29 protein-coding genes are annotated in these 24,179 nt (G+C 37.0%); 3 read left to right on the forward strand and 26 right to left on the reverse strand.

All coding sequences use genetic code 11. From position 1 onward, the window contains the following. Positions 1-97: 97 nt before the first annotated feature. The 15 genes from AZF08_RS28325 to accB form a co-directional block, all read right to left on the reverse strand. Positions 98-331, reverse strand: coding sequence for a site-specific integrase (locus tag AZF08_RS28325; RefSeq protein WP_033672889.1), 234 nt, complete (start codon positions 329-331; stop codon positions 98-100). 186 nt (positions 332-517) lie between these two features. Next, complete coding sequence (spo0A, locus tag AZF08_RS02450) at positions 518-1,312, reverse strand: sporulation transcription factor Spo0A (protein WP_033672452.1); 795 nt, start codon at positions 1,310-1,312, stop codon at positions 518-520. A 286-nt stretch (positions 1,313-1,598) separates the two neighbouring features. Next, positions 1,599-2,897, reverse strand: coding sequence for a SpoIVB peptidase (gene spoIVB / locus AZF08_RS02455; RefSeq protein WP_033672453.1), 1,299 nt, complete (start codon positions 2,895-2,897; stop codon positions 1,599-1,601). 118 nt (positions 2,898-3,015) lie between these two features. Further along, the gene (recN, locus tag AZF08_RS02460; protein ID WP_033672454.1) at positions 3,016-4,755 is read right to left on the reverse strand and encodes a DNA repair protein RecN; all 1,740 of its coding nucleotides are present in this window, start codon (positions 4,753-4,755) and stop codon (positions 3,016-3,018) included. A gap of 275 nt (positions 4,756-5,030) precedes the next feature. Then, a complete protein-coding gene (gene argR, locus AZF08_RS02465) occupies positions 5,031-5,480 on the reverse strand; it encodes an arginine repressor ArgR (RefSeq protein WP_001032579.1) in 450 nt (149 codons plus the stop codon). Between the two features lie 142 nt (positions 5,481-5,622). Next, a complete protein-coding gene (locus AZF08_RS02470; RefSeq protein ID WP_033672456.1) occupies positions 5,623-6,462 on the reverse strand; it encodes a TlyA family RNA methyltransferase in 840 nt (279 codons plus the stop codon). Between the two features lie 3 nt (positions 6,463-6,465). Further along, positions 6,466-8,358 carry a 1-deoxy-D-xylulose-5-phosphate synthase gene (gene dxs / locus AZF08_RS02475; protein ID WP_033672457.1) on the reverse strand — a complete coding sequence of 631 codons (1,893 nt, stop codon included), beginning with the start codon at positions 8,356-8,358 and terminating at the stop codon, positions 6,466-6,468. A gap of 326 nt (positions 8,359-8,684) precedes the next feature. Further along, positions 8,685-9,578, reverse strand: a complete 894-nt coding sequence (locus tag AZF08_RS02480) for a polyprenyl synthetase family protein (protein ID WP_033672458.1) — start codon at positions 9,576-9,578, stop codon at positions 8,685-8,687. Further along, complete coding sequence (gene xseB, locus AZF08_RS02485; protein ID WP_033672459.1) at positions 9,578-9,808, reverse strand: exodeoxyribonuclease VII small subunit; 231 nt, start codon at positions 9,806-9,808, stop codon at positions 9,578-9,580. The genes AZF08_RS02480 and xseB overlap by 1 nt, the downstream gene beginning before the upstream one ends. Beyond that, a complete protein-coding gene (gene xseA, locus AZF08_RS02490; protein ID WP_033672460.1) occupies positions 9,798-11,156 on the reverse strand; it encodes an exodeoxyribonuclease VII large subunit in 1,359 nt (452 codons plus the stop codon). Before xseA ends, xseB begins: the two co-directional genes overlap by 11 nt. 26 nt (positions 11,157-11,182) lie before the next feature. Continuing rightward, positions 11,183-12,043, reverse strand: a complete 861-nt coding sequence (gene folD, locus AZF08_RS02495; RefSeq protein ID WP_033672461.1) for a bifunctional methylenetetrahydrofolate dehydrogenase/methenyltetrahydrofolate cyclohydrolase FolD — start codon at positions 12,041-12,043, stop codon at positions 11,183-11,185. A 23-nt stretch (positions 12,044-12,066) separates the two neighbouring features. Continuing rightward, on the reverse strand, positions 12,067-12,459 hold the full coding sequence (nusB, locus tag AZF08_RS02500) for a N utilization substance protein NusB (RefSeq protein ID WP_033672462.1): 393 nt from the start codon (positions 12,457-12,459) through the stop codon (positions 12,067-12,069). A 345-nt stretch (positions 12,460-12,804) separates the two neighbouring features. After that, complete coding sequence (locus AZF08_RS02505; protein ID WP_033672464.1) at positions 12,805-13,197, reverse strand: Asp23/Gls24 family envelope stress response protein; 393 nt, start codon at positions 13,195-13,197, stop codon at positions 12,805-12,807. Between the two features lie 168 nt (positions 13,198-13,365). Next, entirely contained in the window at positions 13,366-14,718 is a 1,353-nt protein-coding gene (accC, locus tag AZF08_RS02510) for an acetyl-CoA carboxylase biotin carboxylase subunit (protein WP_033672465.1), read from the reverse strand. A 16-nt stretch (positions 14,719-14,734) separates the two neighbouring features. Beyond that, entirely contained in the window at positions 14,735-15,223 is a 489-nt protein-coding gene (gene accB, locus AZF08_RS02515; RefSeq protein WP_033672466.1) for an acetyl-CoA carboxylase biotin carboxyl carrier protein, read from the reverse strand. A gap of 462 nt (positions 15,224-15,685) precedes the next feature. On the opposite strand from accB, the gene AZF08_RS30665 reads away from it, so the two are divergent. Beyond that, positions 15,686-15,883: a DNA recombination protein RecO gene (locus AZF08_RS30665; protein WP_082245972.1), complete on the forward strand. Its 198-nt coding sequence runs from the start codon at positions 15,686-15,688 to the stop codon at positions 15,881-15,883. Between the two features lie 15 nt (positions 15,884-15,898). Here AZF08_RS30665 and AZF08_RS02520 read toward each other — a convergent pair whose 3' ends face one another. From AZF08_RS02520 to AZF08_RS02560, 9 genes are read right to left on the reverse strand one after another with little or no spacing between them, the layout of a single operon-like run. Further along, the gene (locus AZF08_RS02520) at positions 15,899-16,567 is read right to left on the reverse strand and encodes a SpoIIIAH-like family protein (protein WP_033672468.1); all 669 of its coding nucleotides are present in this window, start codon (positions 16,565-16,567) and stop codon (positions 15,899-15,901) included. 12 nt (positions 16,568-16,579) lie between these two features. Next, complete coding sequence (gene spoIIIAG / locus AZF08_RS02525) at positions 16,580-17,245, reverse strand: stage III sporulation protein AG (protein ID WP_033672469.1); 666 nt, start codon at positions 17,243-17,245, stop codon at positions 16,580-16,582. Continuing rightward, positions 17,235-17,867 (reverse strand): stage III sporulation protein AF, encoded by a 633-nt coding sequence (gene spoIIIAF / locus AZF08_RS02530; RefSeq protein ID WP_033672470.1) that lies wholly within the window; start codon positions 17,865-17,867, stop codon positions 17,235-17,237. Before spoIIIAF ends, spoIIIAG begins: the two co-directional genes overlap by 11 nt. 12 nt (positions 17,868-17,879) lie before the next feature. Then, entirely contained in the window at positions 17,880-19,052 is a 1,173-nt protein-coding gene (spoIIIAE, locus tag AZF08_RS02535; protein ID WP_033672471.1) for a stage III sporulation protein AE, read from the reverse strand. A gap of 11 nt (positions 19,053-19,063) precedes the next feature. Then, positions 19,064-19,447, reverse strand: a complete 384-nt coding sequence (gene spoIIIAD, locus AZF08_RS02540) for a stage III sporulation protein AD (RefSeq protein ID WP_082245973.1) — start codon at positions 19,445-19,447, stop codon at positions 19,064-19,066. Between the two features lie 23 nt (positions 19,448-19,470). After that, positions 19,471-19,674 carry a stage III sporulation protein AC gene (gene spoIIIAC, locus AZF08_RS02545; protein WP_000020914.1) on the reverse strand — a complete coding sequence of 68 codons (204 nt, stop codon included), beginning with the start codon at positions 19,672-19,674 and terminating at the stop codon, positions 19,471-19,473. Between the two features lie 14 nt (positions 19,675-19,688). Further along, positions 19,689-20,204: a stage III sporulation protein SpoIIIAB gene (spoIIIAB, locus tag AZF08_RS02550; protein ID WP_033672473.1), complete on the reverse strand. Its 516-nt coding sequence runs from the start codon at positions 20,202-20,204 to the stop codon at positions 19,689-19,691. Continuing rightward, entirely contained in the window at positions 20,198-21,124 is a 927-nt protein-coding gene (gene spoIIIAA / locus AZF08_RS02555) for a stage III sporulation protein AA (RefSeq protein WP_033672475.1), read from the reverse strand. The genes spoIIIAB and spoIIIAA overlap by 7 nt, the downstream gene beginning before the upstream one ends. A gap of 27 nt (positions 21,125-21,151) precedes the next feature. Continuing rightward, positions 21,152-21,433, reverse strand: a complete 282-nt coding sequence (locus AZF08_RS02560) for a YqhV family protein (protein WP_033672476.1) — start codon at positions 21,431-21,433, stop codon at positions 21,152-21,154. Positions 21,434-21,641: 208 nt separating this feature from the next. Here AZF08_RS02560 and AZF08_RS02565 point away from each other — a divergent pair, with 208 nt between their 5' ends. Next, positions 21,642-22,190, forward strand: coding sequence for a GNAT family N-acetyltransferase (locus AZF08_RS02565; RefSeq protein WP_033672477.1), 549 nt, complete (start codon positions 21,642-21,644; stop codon positions 22,188-22,190). Positions 22,191-22,201: 11 nt separating this feature from the next. Further along, the gene (locus AZF08_RS02570; protein ID WP_033672478.1) at positions 22,202-22,504 is read left to right on the forward strand and encodes a hypothetical protein; all 303 of its coding nucleotides are present in this window, start codon (positions 22,202-22,204) and stop codon (positions 22,502-22,504) included. 35 nt (positions 22,505-22,539) lie between these two features. Here the strand turns inward: AZF08_RS02570 and efp are convergent, their stop codons facing one another. Both efp and pepQ read right to left on the reverse strand, forming a co-directional pair. Next, the gene (gene efp / locus AZF08_RS02575; protein WP_033672479.1) at positions 22,540-23,097 is read right to left on the reverse strand and encodes an elongation factor P; all 558 of its coding nucleotides are present in this window, start codon (positions 23,095-23,097) and stop codon (positions 22,540-22,542) included. Positions 23,098-23,117: 20 nt separating this feature from the next. After that, positions 23,118-24,179: a Xaa-Pro dipeptidase gene (gene pepQ, locus AZF08_RS02580; protein ID WP_033672480.1), complete on the reverse strand. Its 1,062-nt coding sequence runs from the start codon at positions 24,177-24,179 to the stop codon at positions 23,118-23,120.

Below are 24,179 nucleotides of genomic sequence, written 5' to 3' on the forward strand. Positions count from 1 at the left end.
TGGCGACTACGGCGGTATTGTAGCACAAGGCACTCACGCGGATTTGTAATCAAATTATCAAATAAAGAAAAAGCCGCGAATTAAATCGCGGCTTTTTCTAATCTGTCCGATTATGCGGACAATTAATATCATTGGATATTGATGTAGAAGCCACAATGTACTTCCCACGTTCCCGCAAATACTTAATATACCGTCTAATATGTACAGACTTTACCTTCCCTGCTTCCTCCATATGATACGTCTCCCTCATATACAATAAAAATAAATTTAACGTCTGGTCATAGCTTTTCAATGTTTTAATCGATAAGTTTTTACTTAAACAATACAACATAAAATTATCTAGCTGTAATTCAAATTCAGTCAAAACAAAAAACACTGCCTTTCATTCGTTTGATTTACAAACCAATAAAAGACGGTGTTTATTAAAATACATTAACGTTATTTGTTGGTACGAAAAGAAGTTTGTTGATAACTTTACATTACTCCTACACATTAAAAAACCTTAATACAACAACGTTTACGAAGCCTTATGTTCAAGCCTTAACTTATCCGCAACCATTGCGATGAATTCACTGTTCGTAGGTTTTGCTTTTGACATTGATACCGTATAACCAAATAAGGACGAGATTGAATCAATATTCCCACGGCTCCATGCTACTTCAATCGCATGACGGATTGCACGTTCTACACGGCTAGCTGTTGTATTGTATTTTTTCGCGATATCTGGATACAAGACTTTCGTAATAGAACCAAGTAGTTCAATATCGTTATATACCATAGAAATCGCTTCTCGCAAATACATGTATCCTTTAATATGAGCTGGTACACCAATTTCGTGAATAATGCTTGTAATACTCGCATCTAGATTCTTCGGTTTTCCATCTACTGTTGTTGCAGATCGGAAAGATGGTAGTGGCCGTTTAATTGTCATACTCGTTTTACCGCTTACTTGACGTATATGACTTGTTAAATTCTCCATATCAAATGGCTTTAAGATGAAATAAGAAGCACCTAAATCAACTGCTTTTTTCGTTACATCTTCTTGACCAAACGCCGTTAACATAATAACATTCGGCTGTTTCAATCGCTCGATATGTCGCATTTTCTCCAGTACTGCTAGACCATCTAAATGTGGCATAATAATATCTAAAACAAGTACATCCGGTTGTTTTTCCTTCAGTAAATTTAAACACTCTTGACCATTATACGCAATTCCGACTACTTCCATATCATCTTGAGCAGCAACATAACTTTCTAGCATCGATACTAGTTCCTTATTATCATCTACAAGACACACTTTAATTTTCTCCACAACTTTTCCTCCCTTACCGAATCGATTCTCCCGACATGTGTAAGCTTCTAGGCTACATGAATTGTTCGACAATTGTGTGAAATTTCCCTTTTAAAGTTTCTTAATTTTCGATAAAATCACAAAAAAATATCTTTATCGTTCATTTATTTTCTTTCTTTACACATTCCATCATAGGATTACAACGAAACGTCCACCCTTTGCTTTTATTTTACAACAAAAAACAGCTCTTGCGGAGCTTTTACAAAATTTCAACGAATTTCTCAAGAAAAAAGCAAGCTGAAATATGTCAGCTTGCTTCTTTCTCTTGTTCATAAATGTTAATTCCTGCTTCATGTAACATCCATTCAATATGAACACCGTACCCTGAAGTTGGATCATTTACAAACACATGTGTAACCGCTCCGATTACTTTTCCATTTTGAACGATTGGACTACCACTCATTCCTTGCACAATACCGCCTGTTTTTGCTAATAAACGTTTGTCTGTCACTTTTACAACCATCCCTTTTGTAGCTGGGAATTTTTGTGGTACTGTACTTACAATTTCAATATCGAATGCTTCTACCTTATCTTGATCGATAACTGTTAATATTTTTGCTGGTCCTTCTTTTACTTGATAAGATAATGCAATTGGCAGAGCTTGATCCATTATTCCATTTTTCATACCTGTATTTAATTTACCAAAAATACCGAACGGACTATTCGTTGTAATATTTCCAATCACTTCACGGTCCGGTGAAAATCTTGCTAATTTTTCTCCTGGATTTCCATGACTACCGCGTTCGATAGATGTAACTGTTGAACGAACAATCTGTCCATCTTCTACTTGAATTGGTTTCTTTGTATCATTATCAGAAATCACATGACCAAGCGCTCCATATTTCATAGAATCTGGATGAACAAAAGTCATTGTACCAATGCCAGCAGCTGAATCACGAATATATAGACCAATTCGATAAGAAGACTCACCATTATCTTTTTGTGGCTTTAATTTTGTCCGAATGTACTTACCATCTCTTAATAAAACAAGGTTAAGTGGCTCACCTGTTTTTCCACTATCATGAATAAACGGCGCTACATCACTCATCCGCTCAATCGTTTTCCCATTAATTTCGGTAATCATATCCCCAACCTGTACGCCAGCCATTTCTCCAGGAGATACTTTTCCTCTTTCTGTTTGAATTAAATGATGCCCTACAACAAGTACACCTTTTGTATTCAACTTCACTCCAATAGATTGACCACCTGGGACTACTTTAAAGTCTTTTAACACTTTAACATTTACTTTTTTCACTGGAAAACCAGCAAGTTGAAAAACCATATCCGCTTCACCATTTTGGTGAGAATTTACCATAAGTCCTTGCGCTTCTTTATTTGAACTTACTGTAAAAACATTATGATTTGTAGATGAAGCCTGAAAAACTGGCAATGATGATATTTCTGATTGTTGTCCTTCAAAAATAACGAGTTGCTTCGGGGATGAAATAAACGTCCGAAGTGGTTTAAAACATCCAATAAAAATTAACGAAACAAGGAGACAAAGACCTATTATTTTTCGAAATTGCTCTATTTTCAATTCGTTCACTCTCCTCGCTCCTACCCTACATTCAGCCTATTGGCTTCACCTTTTAATTTCTCCTTTCAACGCTTTGTTTATAACCGGAAGAATTAAGAAATCATCATTTGAGCAAAAAAGCTATCCATTATTGGATAGCCTCTGCTGTCTGTTTAAAATGATGTGCTTGCGTAAGTAACTCTTTTGCATGTTCCGTCGTTAAATCAGTAATTTCCACGCCAGAAATCATTCGAGCAATCTCTGTTACCTTATCATCCATGCTTAATACAGTAACTGATGTAATCGTCCGATCATTCGCAACTTGTTTACGGATAAATAAATGTGAATCCGCCATCGATGCTACTTGAGGTAAGTGCGTAATACAAAGTACTTGTGAATTTACAGATACGCGATAAATCTTTTCTGCAATCGCTTGTGCAACTCGTCCACTCACTCCTGTATCCACCTCATCAAAAATGACAGATGCAACACCTTGATGCTTAGAAAAAATGCTCTTTAAAGCTAAAATAATACGAGATAACTCTCCGCCCGAGGCTACTTTTGAAAGTTGTTTTAGCGGTTCACCTGGATTTGTTGAAATATAAAACTCCACATGATCATATCCATCCGCCGTAAGTTTTACCGGCGTACCTTCTACAAGCGGATCATCTATACTACCTTCTCTTTTTGTAATTCTTACTTCAAATTTCGTTTTTTCCATATACAGTTCTTTTAATTCTTGGTGAATTGCAGTTGTAAGATGATCTGCAAGTCCATGACGCATATCGCTTAATAACGTCGCTTCTTTCAAAATCACGATTTCTGATTCTTTTAATTTCTTTTTCGTCGTTTCAATGTGCACATCTTTATTCTCAATCGTAAAAATTTCTTGTTCTATTTTATCAGCATACGCTAAAATCTCTTCTACAGTATTTCCATACTTTCTCTTCAGCATACGAATTTCATTTAAACGCGTTTCAATTTCATCTAAACGTTTCGGATCATATTCCATCATATCTAGCTTTTCACGAAGCTGATAGGCAACTTCTTCTAATAAATAATAGCTATTTGCAATTGAATCATGATTCTCCTGATAAGCCTCATCTAAATGTGTGATACTCTCCATTTGTCCCATTGCATTTCGGATATGATCAAGTCCTTGACCATCCTCACTTAATGAGCGATACGCATCACCTAACGCTTTATAAATCTTTTCGAAGTTAGAGATTTTTAGTCGCTCTTCGGTTAATTCATATTCTTCATCGACTTTCAAATCAGCTTTGCGAATTTCCTCGTGCTGGAATTGAATTAAATCTAACCGATGTGCCATTTGCTGTTCATTCTCTGTTAATGATTTAAGCTGCCTTTTTAACTGTTCATACTTACCATATACCTCACGATATACTTCCAATTGGTTCACAATACGATCCCCATCGAAATGATCGAGCATAAATAAATGGCGTTCCTCATTCATTAAATCTTGCGTCTCATGTTGCCCATGAATATCAACAAGCGTTTTTCCAATTTCTTTTAATATACTTAATGTGACAAGCTTACCATTTACACGACATACACTTTTTCCATTTGCAGCAATGTCACGTTTTAAAATCATCATCCCATCTTCAATTTCAATATCCAATTCTTCTGCCTTCGCAATACACGGATGCTTATCATCCTCTACATAAAATAAACCTTCAATTTCAGCCTTTTCTGTTCCGTATCGAACAAATTCAGCCGAACCACGGCCACCAACAAGTAAGCTAATTGCATCAATAATAATCGACTTTCCGGCCCCTGTTTCACCGCTTAAAACGGTTAAGCCTTTTTGAAAAGAAATATTTAATGACTCAATAATAGCAAAGTTTCTAATCGATAATTCCGATAACAATGCCCATTCACCTCGTTATAAACTAATCCCCTAAAAAGGGCTTTCGCTGAGCGTTTTTCACTCAAGTAGTTATCTATATATGTTGTATGTAAATTTTACTCTTCTAGCCCGCTCCATTGTACCAAACATTTGTTTTACGGGTCAATGGAGCGATTTCTTAATATTATTCTAAAAAAACAAGATATTCTACTGTACATTCATTTATTTTCTCCATAACAAAAAACATCTTGTTTACTTTCCGCTTCTTTAGCGAAAAAATAAACAAGATTTTTTTGTTACAGCATATTTAGGAAACGATCTGATACAACACCTGTATCTTCAGGTGTACGGCAAATAATTAAGCAAGTATCATCACCACAAATGGTACCAATGATCTCATCCCATTCTAAATGATCAATAAGTGCTCCAAGCGCATGCGCGTTACCAGGTAATGTTTTTAGCACCAGCATATGTCCAGCTGTGTCTAACTTTACAAACGAATCAACTAGATTACGTTTTAATTTTTGTAACGGGTTAAATCGTTGATCTGCCGGTAAGCTATATTTATAGCGACCATCATGTAATGGCACTTTTACTAAGTGCAATTCTTTAATATCACGAGATACTGTTGCTTGCGTTACATTAAAGCCTTCATTACGTAAAATATCAACTAATTCATCTTGTGTTTCAATTTCTTTATTTGCGATAATTTCTCTGATTTTAATATGGCGCTGACCTTTATTCATACATTTGCACCTCACACTATCTCTTACCATAGTTTAAACATTGGTATACTTCACTTATTTATGTTAACGTATAATCGTTTACTTGTACACAATTGTTTTTACAATCATTATACAATTCCAACAAAAAGAGGAACAACAACCGTTATTCCCCTTTCCCTTTTTGTTTTAATGCTTCGTGTGCTTCTGTAACAACTTGTTCTACAGAAACTGGAGAATGATTTTTACCGCTCTCACGTTCACCATGCCATTTTAAATGAATTAAAAATTCAATATTACCGTCTCCACCTGTAATAGGTGAGAATGTTAAGCTTTCAACATCATATCCTTCTTTTATCGCAAAATCGACAATCATTTCTACAACCGCTTCATGTACTTTCCGGTCGCGGACAATTCCCTTCTTCCCAACTTGCTCTCGCCCGGCTTCAAATTGCGGCTTAATTAAAGCTGCAACATCACCATTTGTAGTAAGAATTGTTTTTAGAACTGGAAGAATGAGTTTTAATGATATGAATGAAACATCGATACTAGCAAATTGCGGCAATCCACGTCCTAAATCTGCCGGTGTCACATAACGGAAATTCGTTCGCTCCATAACAACAACACGCTCGTCTTGACGAAGCTTCCAAGCAAGTTGATTATAGCCTACATCTAAAGCATAAGATAACTTTGCTCCATTTTGCAGGGCACAATCTGTAAAGCCACCAGTTGATGAACCAATATCTAACATGACTTTATCTTGTAAATCAAGATGGAACGTCTCTAATGCCTTTTCTAATTTATAACCACCGCGGCTTACGTACGGCATAACTTGTCCCTTCACCGTAATCGGTGTATCTTGAGGGATTTTTTCTCCCGGCTTATCGAGTCTCATCTCGTTTGCGTATACAAGTCCTGCCATAACAGCACGTTTCGCCTTTTCACGTGTTTCGATAAGCCCTCGCTCTACTAATAGTACATCTACTCTTTCTTTTTTTACACTCATTTGTTACGCCCTTTTTTGTTTTGATGGAATCATTGTATGAATACGATCTACAACAGCATCTGTCGTTAAACCGATTTCTTCTAACAACTTTGTAACACTGCCATGTTCAATGAAATGATCCGGAATACCCATTCGTTCAATTAAAGCACTATGATATCCGTGCTCCGTAGCAAATTCCGCTACCCCTGTTCCAAATCCACCAATTAAACAAGCCTCTTCAATTGTTAAAATTGGTGTGTTTTTCCCTAAAAGTTCATGTAAATATGTTTCATCCATTGGCTTAATAAAACGCGCATTTACCACTTCCACTGAAACGCCAGCTTTTTCAAGACGCTCAGCCGCTTCCATTGCCATTGGAATTGTTGTACCAAACGTTAAAATTGCCGCTTGCGTACCTTCTTTCAAAGTCTCCCATGTACCAATTGGAATAGCTTTCAATTCTTCATCCATCGGAACTCCAAGCCCATTTCCACGTGGATAACGTAGTGCAATTGGACCATCTTCATATTGCATCGCCGTATACACTAAATGTTGTCCTTCATTTTCATCTTTCGGCATCATAAGCACCATATTTGGCAGATGGCGTAAGAATGCGATATCAAATATACCTTGGTGCGTTTCACCATCGGCTCCAACTAACCCCGCGCGATCAATGCCAATGAATACATTTAACTTTTGACGGCAAATATCATGAACAACTTGATCGTATGCCCGTTGTAAAAACGTTGAATAAATTGCTAAAAATGGCTTCATTCCTTGTGTCGCCATCCCTGCAGCCATCGTCGTCGCATGTTGCTCAGCAATTCCTACATCGATCATACGATTCGGAAATTCTTGATGAAACTTTTCAAGTTTAGAACCAACAGGCATCGCTGGTGTAATCGCAACAATACGTTCATCTGTTCTTGCGAGCTTACGTACAGTTTCACTTACAACTGAGCTCCATGCTGGTGCAACCTCTTTCGGCTTTACAAAATCACCAGATTCGATTTTATACGGTCCTGTTCCATGCCAAGTTCCAACAACATCACTCTCGGCCGGTTTATAACCTTTTCCTTTTTTCGTGATGACATGAACCAGCACTGGACCTTTTGTTTTCTTCGCATATTGCAACGTCTCAAATAGATTTACATAACTATGTCCATCAACTGGACCTAAATATGTAAAACCTAACTCTTCAAAGAAGACACCTGATACAAGTAAATATTTCAAGCTATCTTTTACCTTCTCGGCAGTTGCTGCAACTCTCCCCCCAACTGCCGGAATTTTCTTGAGCAAGTACTCTAGCTCATCTTTTACCCATTGGTATTTCCCAGCAGTACGCAGGCGTCCAAGCACATTATGAAGCGCTCCAACATTCGGAGCAATTGACATTTCATTATCATTAAGAATAACAATCATATCTGTTTTTTCATGCCCGATATGGTTTAGTGCCTCTAAAGCCATTCCGCCAGTCAAAGCGCCATCACCAATAACGGGTATCACATATTCTTTCGTTTTCTTTAAATCACGTGCTAGAGCCATTCCCATTGCAGCAGATAACGAAGTCGAACTATGACCGGTTTCCCATACATCATGTTCACTCTCACAGCGTTTCGGGAAACCACATAGACCTTTATATTGTCTTAATGTGCCAAATTCTTTTGCACGTCCTGTTAAAATTTTATGTACATAGGATTGATGTCCTACATCCCATAAAAATTTATCCTTTGGACTATCAAATAATTTATGCAGAGCAATTGTGAGTTCTACTACACCTAAGTTAGGAGCAATATGTCCACCTGTTTGAGAGAGCTCTTTAATTAAAAACTTACGAATATCCTCACTCAATTCCTCTAGTTCACTGATAGACATACCTTTCAAAAAACTAGGGTCTTGAATTTGCGTTAGATCCACATGGATCACTCACTTTCGTATCATAATCTGTCAACATGTCAAATATTATAAAAAACATTTGCACAACACAAGAAATTCTTCATTGTATTTCCTATTACACTCTACCCTATCTTGCTTTAGCAGACAATCCACCATCTTCCTCAGACAGTGAAATACCTCTTTCATAAGTAGAGCTTCTTTATACGATGAAAAAAGAGCCGCTAACACAAAGTGATAACGGCAACGTATTCTAGATATATTTTTGCCAAGAACAAGAAAAGAAAAACCTTTTTCTACATTTATACCACAAAATGATGAATGACTCAACAAATGGAAACGCTCTTATATTAGTTATTACGCTTTGCAATTAAATCACAAATGGATAATAAATATTCATCTTGTAATTGTAAAGAAACAATTGCTTCTTTCGCTTTGACAATTGTTTCTTCTAAGATACTATTTGCCTCATCTATTGTAAATAATGTCGTATATGTACTTTTTTCATTGGAAGCATCACTACCAATCGGCTTTCCAATCTCTTCTTCGATTCCTTCTACATCTAAAATATCATCACGAATTTGAAAAGCTAGACCAATATATTTCGCAAATGCAAGTAACTGCTGTTCTTGCTCCGATGTAGCTCCAGCAAGCACAGCACCTGCAAGTACAGCAAATTCTAATAATCGCCCTGTTTTATGCTTATGAACGTATTCTAATTCACTAAGCGTAAGTTGCTTCCCTTCCGCTTCCATATCCGCCACTTGCCCAGCAACCATCCCTTCCGGTCCCGCTGCTTTCGCAAGCTCAAGCGCAAGTCTTAATTTCTTTTCTACAGAAACTTCTTCATGGTGATATGATGTCACCACTTGGAAAGCATATGTTAACAATCCATCACCAGCTAAAACAGCCATTGCCTCGCCGAATACTTTATGGTTCGTTGGCTTCCCTCGTCTTAAATCATCGTCATCCATACATGGTAAATCATCATGAATTAACGAATACGTATGAATCATTTCAAGAGCACAAGCCGCTCCGGTTCCAAGTGCTCGCTCTTTTCCAAACGCTTGCAACGTTGCAAATAAAAGCAACGGACGGAGACGTTTTCCGCCCGCTTCCAATGAATATGCCATCGCTTCACGAAGCACATTTGGGCATTGCAATTGATTTGCATAGTGCTCAAGCTGTTCTTCTACGAAAGTTTTACTCTCTTTCACAAAAGCATCAAAAGCTACATATGCCACTATGCTTCATCTCCCAAAGCAGTAAATGGCCGAAGTTCCCCATCTTCTCCAAGGATAACTGCCATTTGTTCTTGTACATCTTTCAACTTCTCATCACAGAGCTTAGACAACTCCATACCTTCTTTAAAGTATGAAATCGCTTCTTCTAAAGGAACATCACCTTGTTCGAGCTTAGAAACGAGATGTTCAAGCTGCGAAATTGCTTCTTCAAAGCTTAATTTATTTTCCATTATTCAATTCACGCTCCTCTATGCCCAACACGTTACAATCTAATATTCCATCTTGCAATTGTACTGAAACAGCTTCACCAAGTCCGACATCTTTCACACTTTTTAGTACTTGCTTCTTTTCACTATATACAAGTCCATAGCCTCTCATCATTACTTTAAGAGGACTTAACGCCTCTAGTTTTTGAGCTGCCCTCATAAATGTGAATTCTTTCGTTTGCAGTACTGTTTGCATTTCACGTTGCAATTGCTTTTGCAGCGTTTCTATCGCTGTCTTCGTTTGTGAAATTTTTTGAGAAGGATGATGCTTCTCTAAATAGAATGAAAATTGTTTTAACTGATTTACCTTTTTCTCTATATAGCGTTCTTTCGCTAAAATAAGTTGCTCAAGTGCTCGATCTAACTGCTCTTCCTTTTGTTCATACACTTGCTTTGGATAACGAAATGCATACGACTTTTGCAACACTTGTAGTCGTTCTTGCTTTTTATGTAACATTTCTCGCATTGCTCTTTGCAGACGAAGCGTCCGTTGCAATACTTTCTCGTTTAATTCGAGTACATTCGGTACTGCAAGCTCTGCTGCTGCTGTTGGCGTTGGCGCACGTAAATCCGATACAAAATCAGCTATCGTAAAATCAGTTTCATGTCCAACAGCTGAGATAATTGGAATCTCACTTGCAAAAATTGCCCGTGCAACACTTTCTTCATTAAAAGCCCATAATTCCTCAATCGAACCACCACCACGTCCGACAATTAATACATCTACATCATTCATCTCATTTGCCATTTGAATCGCTTGTACAATCGAGGGAGCTGCTGACTCCCCTTGTACAAGTACCGGAAATACAATTACATTTCCAATTGGATAACGACGTGTGATCGTCGTTATAACATCTCGAATCGCCGCTCCTGTTGGTGATGTAATGACACCAATTGTTTTTGGATATGCAGGAATTGATTGTTTATAGACTTGAGAAAACAACCCTTCTTCCTCTAAGCGCACCTTTAATTGCTCATAGGCTAGGTGAAGGTTTCCAACTCCATCCGGCTGCATGTCATGAACATAAATTTGGTAGGAACCACTTGCCTCATATACAGAGATTTTCCCTTTTACAAGTACTTTCATCCCATCTTCTGGTCTGAATTTTATATTGCGATTATGACCCGCAAACATAACCGCTGCTATTCTTGCATTTTCATCTTTTAATGTGAAATACATATGGCCACGGCTATGATTTTTAAAGTTTGAAATTTCTCCTTTTAACCAAACAGACTGCAAATGCGGGTCATACTCTATTTTTGTTTTTATATAGCGTGTTAATGCTGTAACGGTTAAATATTGCTTTTCCATCTCTCTCTCCTCATAGCCGATTCAAATTATTTACAAACTACACCTGCGCGTTTTGCAGATTCCACTGTATTATGAAGAAGCATTGTAATTGTCATTGGACCGACTCCTTTTGGTACCGGTGTAATAAACCCTGCAATATCCAATACATTTTCAAAATCAACATCACCGCATAGTTTTCCTGTGTCTAAACGATTCACACCAACATCAATTACAACTGCGCCTTCTTTTATATAGTCAGCTGTTACCATTTTTGCTCTTCCAACAGCGACAATTAAAATATCAGCTAGCTTCGATAATTCTTTTATATTTTTCGTTTTGGAGTGACAGTATGTTACAGTCGCATTTTCATTTAAAAATAGTTGTCCTACTGGTTTTCCAACAATATTACTTCTTCCAATTACAACAACGTGTTTTCCTGCAATATCAAGATTAGTTTCTTTTACTAACTCTACAATGCCATGCGGTGTACATGGAAGGAATGTATCTTGGCCTGTCATCATACGACCAACACTAATTGGATGGAATCCATCGACATCCTTTTCAGGCGAAATTCTTTCAATGATAGCTTTCTCTTCAATATGTTTCGGTAAAGGTAATTGTACTAATATCCCATTAATACGGTCATCTCCATTTAAGCGATCAATCTCGGCTAACAAACGCTCTTCTGTAAGCGTATCTGGAAACTCAATTAGCTCTGAATAAATTCCAACTTGTTCACAGCCTTTTTCTTTTCCTTTTACATAAGAGCGAGACGCTGGATCTTCTCCAACTAAAATAACTGCTAGTCCTGGTACAATTCCTTGTTCTTTCAACTTCACAACTTCTTCTTTTAATTGTGCTCGTTTTTTCTCCGCAACTTCATTTCCTTTGATGATTACTGCTACCATTTTAAGATTCCCCCTTAAAGAAATTACAGTGTATCTTTTATATTAGATAAAACGCCGTTTATAAAACGACGAGATTCCTCATCCCCAAATGTTTTGGCAATTTCAATTGCCTCGTTAATTGTTACGTTGTGTGGAATTTCTTCCATGTATTTCATTTCATACACAGCTAAGCGTAAAATACTGCGATCCACAATACTGATACGTTCTAGTTTCCACTTCTTTAAATTTTGACGAATTGCTTCATCAATTGCTTCTTTATGTTCCACAAATCCAACAACAAGTGAATTTAAAAATTCATTTGTTTCTTCGCCCTCTTCTAACGTATTTTCTACCGCTACTTCAGGCTCTAATTCTCCAGTAATATCCATTTGGTATAATGCTTGCATCGCTCTTTCTCTAGCCGTCCTACGTTTCATTGTAACTCTCCTTTATATCTCAAGTCTTTCCTTATGTTTTGTTATATTATTATAATTTATAAGCCGTCAATTTACTTACTCTTACAGTTTTCATTGATTTTTCAACCTTATAATACAATGATAATAACACAATTTATCATTTCATACACGAGTTACAAGGCTGAAAAATAATAAAAAAATTAACTTCAAGTTCCATATCATATCACAATGTACGTTTTTTGGAAAAACACTTCGTTCTCTTTTTATATTTTGTATTTTTAAAATAGTATAATAATTAAAGGGTTTTATATGTGAAGAAATGAAACGAGAAAAAAGGTGCCTATTTGACAAGGCACCTTCTCATTCTTACACTGGTTCGATTTCTGTTTTTTGCGTTTCGAATGTTACGCCAACGATGTGAACGTTCACTTCTTTTGGCTCAAGACCTGTCATTGTAAAGAGCGCTTGGCGAATATTATCTTGAATTTTTTGTGCAACAACTGGAATTGCTACACCAAAATACATAACAACGTAAACGTCAACAATAATATCTTCGTTTGCTAATTCAACCTTTACACCTTTACCATGATTTTTCTTTCCTAATTTCTCAACAACATCTGTAGCGAAGTTTCCACGCATTGCCGATACACCATCTACTTCAGCAGCAGCGATACCTGCAATTACCTCAATTACTTCTGGTGCAATTTCTACTTTTCCAAGAGTTGTATCTTGACCCATATCTAACATATGTTCAGCCATGAAAAAAACCTCCTTTAAATATATCCCGCACCAACGGGCAGTAAACTCCTTCTCAATATGTTAAAGAGCAAATAAAGATAACTAGGAGATCCCTGCTCGTTGGCACTTGATTCGTGAGGGCTTCTATTGGCGGAGATAAAACGTTCCACTGATAGAAGTTTCACTTTATCACTGCGTCACAAGTTCATGCTCTTCTAGAAACTTCGTATTAAATTCACCTTTTATAAAATCAGGATGATCTAGCAATTGTAAATGGAACGGGATTGTCGTATGTACGCCTTCAATGACAAATTCACTAAGTGCTCGCTTCATTTTTGCAATTGCTTCTTCACGTGTTTTTCCGTGAACAATTAATTTCGCAATCATCGAATCATAAAAAGGTGGAATTGAATAACCAGGATAAACAGCTGAATCGACGCGAATACCAAATCCTCCTGGTGGTAGATACATTTCTACTTTACCTGGAGATGGCATAAAGTTTTTGGCAGGGTTTTCCGCATTAATTCGACATTCAATTGCCCAGCCTTTAAATTGTACTTGTTCTTGCTGTAGCGATAGCTTTTCTCCAGAAGCAACACGAATTTGTTCTTTAATTAAGTCGAGCCCTGTTACCATCTCTGTAACTGGATGTTCTACTTGAATTCGCGTGTTCATCTCCATAAAGTAAAAGCTTTTCGTTTTATATTCATAAATAAACTCAACCGTACCAGCACCTGTATAATCAACCGCTACCGCTGCTTTCACTGCCGCTTCCCCCATTTGCTCACGAATATTTGCATCAAGAGCAGGAGAAGGACTTTCTTCTAATAGTTTTTGCAAACGGCGCTGAATTGTACAATCACGCTCTCCTAAATGAATCGCATTGCCATGTGTATCTGCCATTACTTGAATCTCAACATGACGGAAATCTTCAACGTACTTTTCTAAGTATACACCAGGGTTCCCAAAAGCGGTACTAGCTTCTTGTTGTGTAATTTGAATTCCTTTTACAAGCTCCTCTTCATGGCGGGCAACACGAATCCCTTTTCCACCGCCACCTGCAGTTGCTTTAATAATCACAGGATATCCAATTTTATTTGCAAGCTCCATCGCTTCTTCTGTGTTTTTGATAATCCCTTGTGAACCCGGTACAATTGGAACCCCTGCTTTTTTCATTGTATCACGAGCAACGTCTTTTGTGCCCATTTTTGAAATAGCTTCTGGGCTAGGCCCGATAAAAATCAAGTTACATTCACGGCACAGTTCTGCAAAATCCGCATTTTCAGCTAAAAACCCATATCCAGGGTGAATCGCATCACAACCCGTTAATTTTGCAACGCTTATAATGTTTGTTAAATTTAAATAGCTTTCTTTTGACATCGTTGGCCCAACGCAATACGCTTCATCTGCGATTTGCACATGAAGTGATTCTTTATCCGCCTCTGAATAAATAGCGACTGATTCAATATTCATCTCTTTACAAGCACGAATAATTCGTACAGCAATTTCCCCACGATTGGCTATCAATACTTTTTTTATCATCACAAAGACTCCCTTATTACGCTTTTACAAGAAATAGCGGTTGTCCATACTCTACAAGTTGTCCGTTATTAACAAGAATCTCAACAATTTCGCCCTCTACATCTGCGTCAATCTCATTAAACAACTTCATCGCTTCGATAATACACACAATAGATTCTTTTGACACTCGATCCCCAACACTTACGTATGGAGGTGTATCAGGTGAAGAAGAAGAATAGAATGTTCCTACCATCGGTGATGTGATTTTATGTAAATTCTCATCTTGAACAGCTTTCTTCTCTTCCTGTTTCGGTACTTCTACCTGTGCCGCTGCTACCGTAGTTTCAACTTCTACAGCAGGTGTTTGCAACGCTTGCTTTGCTACTGGAGCTGCCTGCATGGAAGCAAGTTCATTACCACGCTTTTTCATTTTAATTGTCGTACCATCTTTTTTGTATTCAAATTCATCAATGTTAGAGCTATCAATTAATTTAATTAGTTCACGAACTTCTTGAATTTTAAACATGTAAAATCCACTCCCATACAATTGTTTGTCCCGTTTTTACAGATCTGTATTGACCGTAAAAATACGATTCATTCTACTAGAAAGATTATTCTTATGACACTCATGAATAACAATATTTACTATTCTCATCTTACGATAAATATTTTTAACATTCCAATTTATATTTCTGTGCGATAAATTGAAACTCCTGTAAAAATATTATTTCACTAAAAAATTATTACCTAGTAATAATACCAAGTTTCACTCAAAATTGGCAAGACCACTTCTAAAAAAACATATTTTTTGTTTCTTTTAAACTTACAATGTAAAGCTTTTATTCCCTGTTCTCACTTCATTCTATCCATCTAAAAAACATATTTTTACCAAATATTATTTTTTTATTTACAAGCCGTTCATTCTGCCTTCACATAAGAATAGTATGTTCAAAGTGCAAGAAAATATAGTAAAGTGAGGTGCGGAAATATGCTATGGCTCATTTTATTTCTACCGGCTGTAATCATTTGGTTCACCGTCATCTTCATCCATATAAAATTTGGAAAAAGCAATCACCATTACCACGAACCTTTAATTTTTTATTCCCAGCGCATTTCGCCTTTCCCAATTGAAAAAATCGAAAGAGAACATAGAGATGAAATAGAAAAAAGCTATCGAAAACGATAGCTTTTTTGCATAATTTTACTTCACTGGATCAAACTTAACACCTACATCTTTTGATCCAGCTTCACTTCGAACAAGTTGAATAATTTTATTTGCTTCTTTTTGTGAATGTTTTGCTGCTTTTACGGTTACTTTAATATTATTTCCCTCTGCTCTTACAAGCGCATCTTTATAGCCTCCTTGCGATTTAATAAATGTTTCAAGCAATCCTTCTTTTGTTGCAACATCATTTAGAGCATCAAAATCTGCTTTTGCCTTACTGATTTCCTCAGCTGAAGATTTTGTTGATTTCATAACATCCTGCAACTTTTCTTTCTCTGCACTACGTTGATCATCCATTTTCAAGCGCAGCGCTGTAAAGTCTTCATCACTTGATTGAACTGATACATTACTTTCTTTTTTACTTGTTTCCTTTTTATCACTTTCTTTATTTGAGGTTTCTTTTGTCGCTCCTGCCTTGCCATTTTCTTTATTTGTTGTTTCTTTCGTTGCTCCTGTCTTACCATCTTCTTTATTTGTTGTTTCTTTCGTTACCTCTTTTTCAGCACCTTGTTTTTCTTGTCCAATCTTTTCGCTTGCTGTCGGCGTTACATTATTCATTTTCTCAGGTGTTGTTACGTAATAAACAGATAGTACAACAACTAAACTTAACATCGTTAATAACCAAACTGTTTGTTTTTTTAACACTTTATTTCCTCCCTAACTCTTTTTTGGTAATACTGCAACGCGGTGAGATGGCACATCAAGCATACGCGTCACCGCTTCCCTTACCAATGCTTTTATTTGTATATTATCCACTCCTTTTGCTACGACAAGAACACCTCGTACTTTCGGTTTCTCTGTTCGTAAAACAATTGGAGTTTCTTTATCACCTTGGCGTATAATAACTGTCTTTTCATCAAGAGACTCATCTTCCACTTGCCTTTTGCCTCCTGTTTTATCGGTTTCACCTGTTGTTTGTGACCGCTTTACCGTATTTTTCTCGAGTATTTTTTCTTCAGATGAATCTAAATTCACTTCAATAGATACATCTTTTACTCCCTTTATATCTTCTAGTGAAGATTTCAATTCTTGCTCGTATGCTTTTTCATATTTTTCTATAGTTGACATATTATCGCTATTTTTTTGACCAAAGGTTGGTACATCTTCCTCTGTCTCTTGCGCTGTTTTTTCTTTAAACACAGGTACTTCTTGTTTTTTCGGTTGAAAGAAATTACTAGAAAACATGAGCAACATTCCAAGTATAAGTAGGACAAGTAAAAACTTCGGTGTTACCTTCTTCCCTTTCTCTTTGTCATCTTTTTCGTCCCCTTTCAATAAGTTGCGAAAAAATGAGAGTTTCGATTTCTTATCTTTATTGTCCATTTACTCTACCTGTCCCCCCTTCCATTTGAACTTGGATTTGTTTACCTTCTAGCTGCCATTGATTTGAAAAGAACTGTTTCATTTCTACATTTGTTTCTTCTGACGTTTTCCATGGTTCTTTCGTGTTAATTTCAACCTGTTTTACTGTTTCAATTGTATCCTTCTTATTCGATTCAGCTTCTTTTAGCGTCACCATCACAGATTGAATATCTTTCGTTGTTTTTACTTCTTCCTTATTTTCTGCTGCAATTACTTTTACAGTGGACACTGTCATGCCATACTTTTTCTCAAGTTCTTTCTCAACTTCTTTTTTCATTTGGACAGCCATCTGTTCTAAAATATATGCACGTTGTGAAGCTTGTATTTCTTTTTTCTTATCATCAATTGAATTTTTTATTGATCCATCTGCTACGTATTTTTCTTCATTGAAATTTGCAATGACTTCACTCACATCTGTTTGTAACAATTTAAAGAGTGGCGTTAAGATTAATACAACTAACAATAAGCTCACAACAAACTTGACATACTTTTGTAAATTTGAGTTAGGAAGGATGAGGTGGAGCATTGTCGCTAAGAGTAAAAAGACGATAATATTTCTAATCCACTCGGTAATAAATTGCATACCTTTCACCTCCTATCGCATCATAAGGGTAATATTCCCTGCGGCAATAATAATGGTGATACTTAAAAAGAACATAAAAGATACGATAGCTAAGCACGCAAATACATAGATGATACTTCGTCCAATAATATCTAGACACTGAATAATTGCTCCTCCGCCAACCGGCTGAAGTACTGCTGCAGCAAATTTATAAATAAACGCAATACAAAAGATTTGAATTGCTGGAAAAGCAACGATTAAGCACAAAATAACAAGCCCGATAATTCCTACCGTATTTTTTAACAATCCAGACGCACTAATGACCGTATCCGCCGCTTCTGTAAACATTCGTCCCACAACCGGAATAAAGTTCCCCGTTACAAATTTCGCTGTTTTAACAGCAATTCCATCAGCAACAGCTGTTGCTGTCCCTTGCACCGATAATACGCCGAGAAAAACTGTTAAAAAAATCCCGATAATCCCAACGCTTACATTTTGCAACAGCTTGGACAATTTTGTTACTTTATATTGATCGCTCATTGTACTCACAATGCTTAAAATCGTTGCAAGTAATAAGAGCGGGAGTACAATATAGTTCATCAGGAGCCCGCTTGTGTTCATTAAAAAGATAATAATCGGGTGAAAAAATGATACCGATACGACCCCGCCCCCAGTTGCTATCAGTGCTAGTAAAATTGGCAATAAGGCTAAAATGAAATCTACCATTGTTTGAATTGTTTCTCGTGCATACGTCATTACCACATAAAAACTATTTAAAGCAAAAATAATTAACACCATGTATACGACTGCATCTGCAATTTTACTAATGCTGCTCTTTGAAAAGGCCGTTTGTAAAGATTGTAATAAAGCACTAAAAATTGTGAGCATAATGAGGGTCCCAAGCAGTTTCCCATTCGCAACAAGCTCATGAAATAAATATTTTAATAACCCTATCATCCATTCTTTTATAGAAAACTCCTTTTCGCCCTTTACGAATTCCATAAAACTTCCCTTTTGGCTCTCTGGTAAATAGCCACCATACTTTGTAACAATCCCGTCCCAATACTGCTTCACATCTTCAATTCCTAGCTTATCCAATTGTTGATCTACGACGTTTTTTTCTACAGGAGAAGCTTGTACGACAATCGGTAAAGAAAAGAAGAGGAAGCAAGCAAACAGTAGCTTTGCTCCGAGCCTTCGCAACATTCACTCCCCCCTTATCCCGTAGGTAAAAAACCAAGAATTGTTTCAATTACCACCGTTAAAATAGGAATTGCCATTACAAGAATTAAAATTTTCCCTGCCAGTTCAATTTTGGAGGAAATCGCACCTTGTCCAGCATCTTTTGTAATTTGCGCACCAAACTCTGCAATATAAGCAATTCCAATGATTTTCAGCAGCGTCTCTACGTATACGTTGCTTACTTTCGCTTCACTTGCAACCCGCTCTATCATTCTTAAAATAGAATGAATTTGATCAATAAGTAGAAGAAACATTACACTCCCGATGAACACAATAAACAATGAGGTAATACTCGATTTATGTTGATTTAAAACAGCAGCCAAAAATGTTGCAACGAGGCCTAATCCGACAATTTGGATAATCTCGATTCGAACCGCCCCCTTTACTGGAAGAGAAAGACACTTTTAATCTTGTCAAACAAAGTATTAATCAAAAATGCAACATGAAACAAAATAACGACAAAGCCAACGAGAATGACCCAATTTGCAATATCTTCTCGTTTTAATTCTTTTAGTACTGTATGAATGAACGCTAAAACAATGCCGATTCCGGCGATTTGAAATATTAATCCAACATCAATGGACATCGCCTTTCTCCCCCCTATAGCAGTAAAATTACGATAAGTAGTCCTGCTAACACACCTAAACTCTTTATCATCTTTTCATATTGAAGTTGCAACGCTTTCGCTTCTCCTTCTTCCCTTTCTAAATGTGTAATACATAAACGAATATGCTTTTGCTGTGATTCGCGATCGTGCTGCCCTAGCGTTTCACCAAATTGCTGCAGTATCTCGTATTCTGTTTGTCTAAATGCGGTTAATTTCCAGTTCTCTTCTAAACTATCCATCCAAGCTTCCCTAACTGTCTGTTCACCGCTTTCTAACCGCCTGGAGAAACTGTGAAATATCCAATTCAACGGTTTTGGCATTTGTTTCACTAAACGTTCCGCTGCTTCCGATAATGGCGTATGTCCATACATAATCTCAGCTTCTAACGATTGAAGTGCTGCTTTTAAAAGTCTGAGTTGCCGCGGACGTTCACTATACCTTTTCGCGTAAGAGAAACCAAAGAAAGTAGTAACCGCTACAATTAACACCGCACCAAATATTTTCACCATACGCTTTGAACCTTGCCTCTTCTTTGAATAGAATTTCCATCTCTATCCTTCACTTGAACAACCGTTCCAGGTCCTTTTGCTTTTGATAATTCAATAAAGCGATCAAACACACCAAGCTCCACCACAGCCTTTAAAGATGGTCGTTTCATTACATCATCAAAAGAAAATCCGTGCGCACTTATAAAAAGCTGAACACCAGCATGCACCGCCTCCATAATCGCTTCACTATCTTCCTGGCGCCCAATCTCATCAACAATTAATACATCCGGACTCATCGAACGAATCATCATCATCATTCCTTCTGCCTTTGGACATGCATCCAGCACATCAACACGTGGACCAAATTCATATTGCGGAATTCCTTTTACGCATCCGGCAATTTCAGAGCGTTCATCAACAATTCCCACTTTGCATGAGGGTATTTTATAAGAACTAACTCCTTGACTCATACAACGTGCTACGTCTCTTAGAAGTGTTGTTTTCCCTGTTTGCGGTGGGCCAATCACCATTGTGTTTAACCAGCGTGAATCGTACAAATAAGACAAGAGCGGCTCAGCAATTCCAATTTTTTGACGAGCAATCCGAATATTAAATGATGAAATATCCCGAATCATCTTCACTGCACTCTTCTCCGTAATTACCTTTCCTGCCAATCCAATTCGGTGGCCACCTCGCAAGGTAACATACCCACGTTTTAATTCCTCTTCCATCGTATAAATAGAATATTGACTCAGCTTATTTAATAAGTAGATGGCATCCTCTGCTGTAACGATATAGTCATAAAAAAACACCTTTCCATATGCAATACATTCAAGCGGTCTTCCAATTCGAACTCGAATTTCTTCTAATGAGCTATATTGTTCACAGCCTTCAATAAACTGTTTCATCGTTTTCGGTAAAACCTCTAATACTTCTTTCATCAGCTTCTCCCCACCAGACTTGACTTACTATTTCAACACTGCAATAAAAATACAGCCAATTCCAAGAGTTAGAAAAAACAGCTTTAAAAAAGAAATCTCACTTGCAACGCTCGCAATACCGATTGACATCGTTAGAATTAATATAGTCGGTCCAACAAATGCCAACATACCGTTTATAAATAATGCTTTTTTCGCATCATTTACATAGAGCATAAGCAAAGCGGCGAACACTTCCACACTACCTGAAAACAATCTAAGCAGCCCCATAACAAGCACAGATGTTTCCATTGCCGCCAGCCACTGTTTCATCCTTCCACCTTCTCTCCTAGCAATTACTTTTCGAACAGCTTCTTAGGCTCAGTGAAAAAGCCGTATTTCAAAAAGAATATATTTGTACAACCATATGCAGAGGTTGTCTATTTCAGAAGTAAAAACATATTTTTCGCATCAGTTATCATTAAAATCTGAATATTATAATTAATTTATGTTATATTTAATACAAGAAAGGAGATTTTTGATGAAGCACATAACATTATTACCACTTAATTTACAATATGCAGAAATCATTTTTACATTATCAAGTGATTCACATGTGAAAGACGCGTTAGGACTAAAAGTAGAATCTGTAGAAGATACAAAAACATTTATTCGTTTTGCAATGGAAGAAGAACAGCAAAAACGCTCTTTATCAAGAGTTATTTTAAATGAAAAGCAAGAAATAATTGGCATTACTTCCCTCAAGCATATCAACCACGAAAAAAAGACATCCCATATCGGTAGCTGGCTCGGCTATTCATATTGGGGAAAAGGGTACAATGAAGCTGCTAAAAAAGAAATTTTTAAAATTGCATTTGAGGAATTGAATCTTACATACGTATTTGCCGGTGCCAAAACTACTAATATCCGTTCTTTAAAGGCACAGGAAAAACTACCTTACATTTCATTACATGTAGAAAAACAATTTCCAGATGAACATGCAGCGTTAGAAAAAGAAACAAGATTCCCTTGCGTACTACATGTTGTATCTCGAGAAAACTTTTTAAAGTGGATGAAATTAAATGATTAGGAGGTTTTGCAGTGAAAGCAATTAAATTTATTATGACAATCGCATTTGAGTTTGTCGGCATCTATCTTTTTTCAAAAATCGTTGATTGGTCATTTATGGAGATCTTCTTTCTTGGGAGTTTAGCGATATTCGGTGTTATTTGGTTGCTTACGTTAAATATCAATCTTAGTGCAAATGTGGATCACGCTATATACAAAACAGGGATAGTAAAACCATTCCGATTCATTTGGAATCCTTACATAATGGGAACAATCAGTCTTATAGCTATCAGTCTTATTACAAGCATCATTTATTATCTACCTTATTTCACATAAAAAAGCACTCGTGATCATCACGAGTGCTTTTTTTACTATGCACGAGAAACGTATTTACCTTCACCTGTGTTAATGATAAGCATTTCGCCTTCGTTAATAAAGATTGGCACTTGTACAACAAGGCCAGTTTCTAATGTAGCTGGTTTTGTTACGTTAGAAGCTGTATCACCTTTAATACCTGGTTCTGTTTCTACAACTTTTAACTCAACAGTATTTGGAAGCTCAACGCCAAGTACTTCACCTTGGTACGTCATAATAGATACTTCCATGTTTTCTTTTAAGAATTTTAGCTCGCGCTCGATTTGAGCTTCACCAAGTTCGATTTGTTCATAAGTTCCGTTATCCATAAATACGTGAGACTCACCGCTCGCGTATAAGTATTGCATACGACGGTTTTCGATATGTGCTTTTTCTACTTTTTCACCAGCACGGAATGTTTTTTCTTGAACAGAGCCTGTGCGAAGGTTACGTAATTTAGAGCGAACGAACGCTGCGCCTTTACCTGGCTTTACGTGTTGGAAATCAAGTACTTGCCAAAGGCCATTGTCTACCGCAATTGTTAAACCTGTACGAAAATCATTTACTGAAATCATGCAAAAAATCCTCCTGTGTATTACAAAATAATAAGTTCTTTTGGAGATTTCGTGATTACTTCATTACCTTCACTTGTTACGATGATATCATCTTCAATACGTACACCGCCAACACCTGGAATATAAATGCCCGGCTCTACTGTTACAGCCATACCTGGCTCAAGTACCGTTTCAGAGCGGAATGCTAAGCCCGGTGCTTCATGGATTTCAAGCCCTACTCCATGACCAGTAGAATGTCCGAAATATTCACCGTATCCTTTTTCCGTTATGTAGCCACGTGTTAATGCATCGGCTTCACGACCAGTTAAACCAGCTTTAATGCCGTTCACACCGCGAAGCTGTGCTTCTAAAACGACATTATAAATTTCTTTTAATTTATCAGATGGTTCGCCGACTGCAATTGTACGCGTAATATCAGAACAATATCCTTTATAATAAGCACCGAAGTCTAATGTTACGAAATCTCCTTTTTCTATCACTTTTTCAGATGCCACACCGTGTGGCAATGCTGAACGAAGTCCTGAAGCAACGATAATATCAAACGAAGAAGATGTTGCTCCTTGTTTTCTCATGAAAAATTCAAGTTCATTTGACACTTCAATTTCAGATACTCCTGGGCGAATGAATGATAGAATATGTTCAAAGGCAGCATCTGCAATCTGTGCAGCTTCCTTTAATATCTTAATCTCTGAATCCGTCTTAATCAAGCGTAACTTTTCTACAAGCCCAGAAGTTGGGATAAATTCAGCTTCAATGGCTTCTTTATGTGCTGTATAAGAGCTATATGTAAGAGTATCTTGCTCAAAACCAAGCTTTTGAATTCCCAAGTTTTTCACTTGTTTAGCAACTTCATCAAGAATTGGTCCTGTATGCTGTACAATTTCATAACCAACTGCTTGTTTACCAGCTTGCTCTACGTAACGAAAATCCGTAATAAACAGTGCACGCTCATTAGAAATAAGTACAACACCAGCTGTGCCTGTGAAATTTGTCATGTATCTACGACTATACTCATTCGTTACTAAAATTCCATCAATGCTAGCTTCTCCAAATGCACTTCTTAATTTCGTAATCTTTTCCAT

This window comes from Bacillus gaemokensis (assembly GCF_001590835.1).
GTDB lineage: Bacteria > Bacillota > Bacilli > Bacillales > Bacillaceae_G > Bacillus_A > Bacillus_A gaemokensis.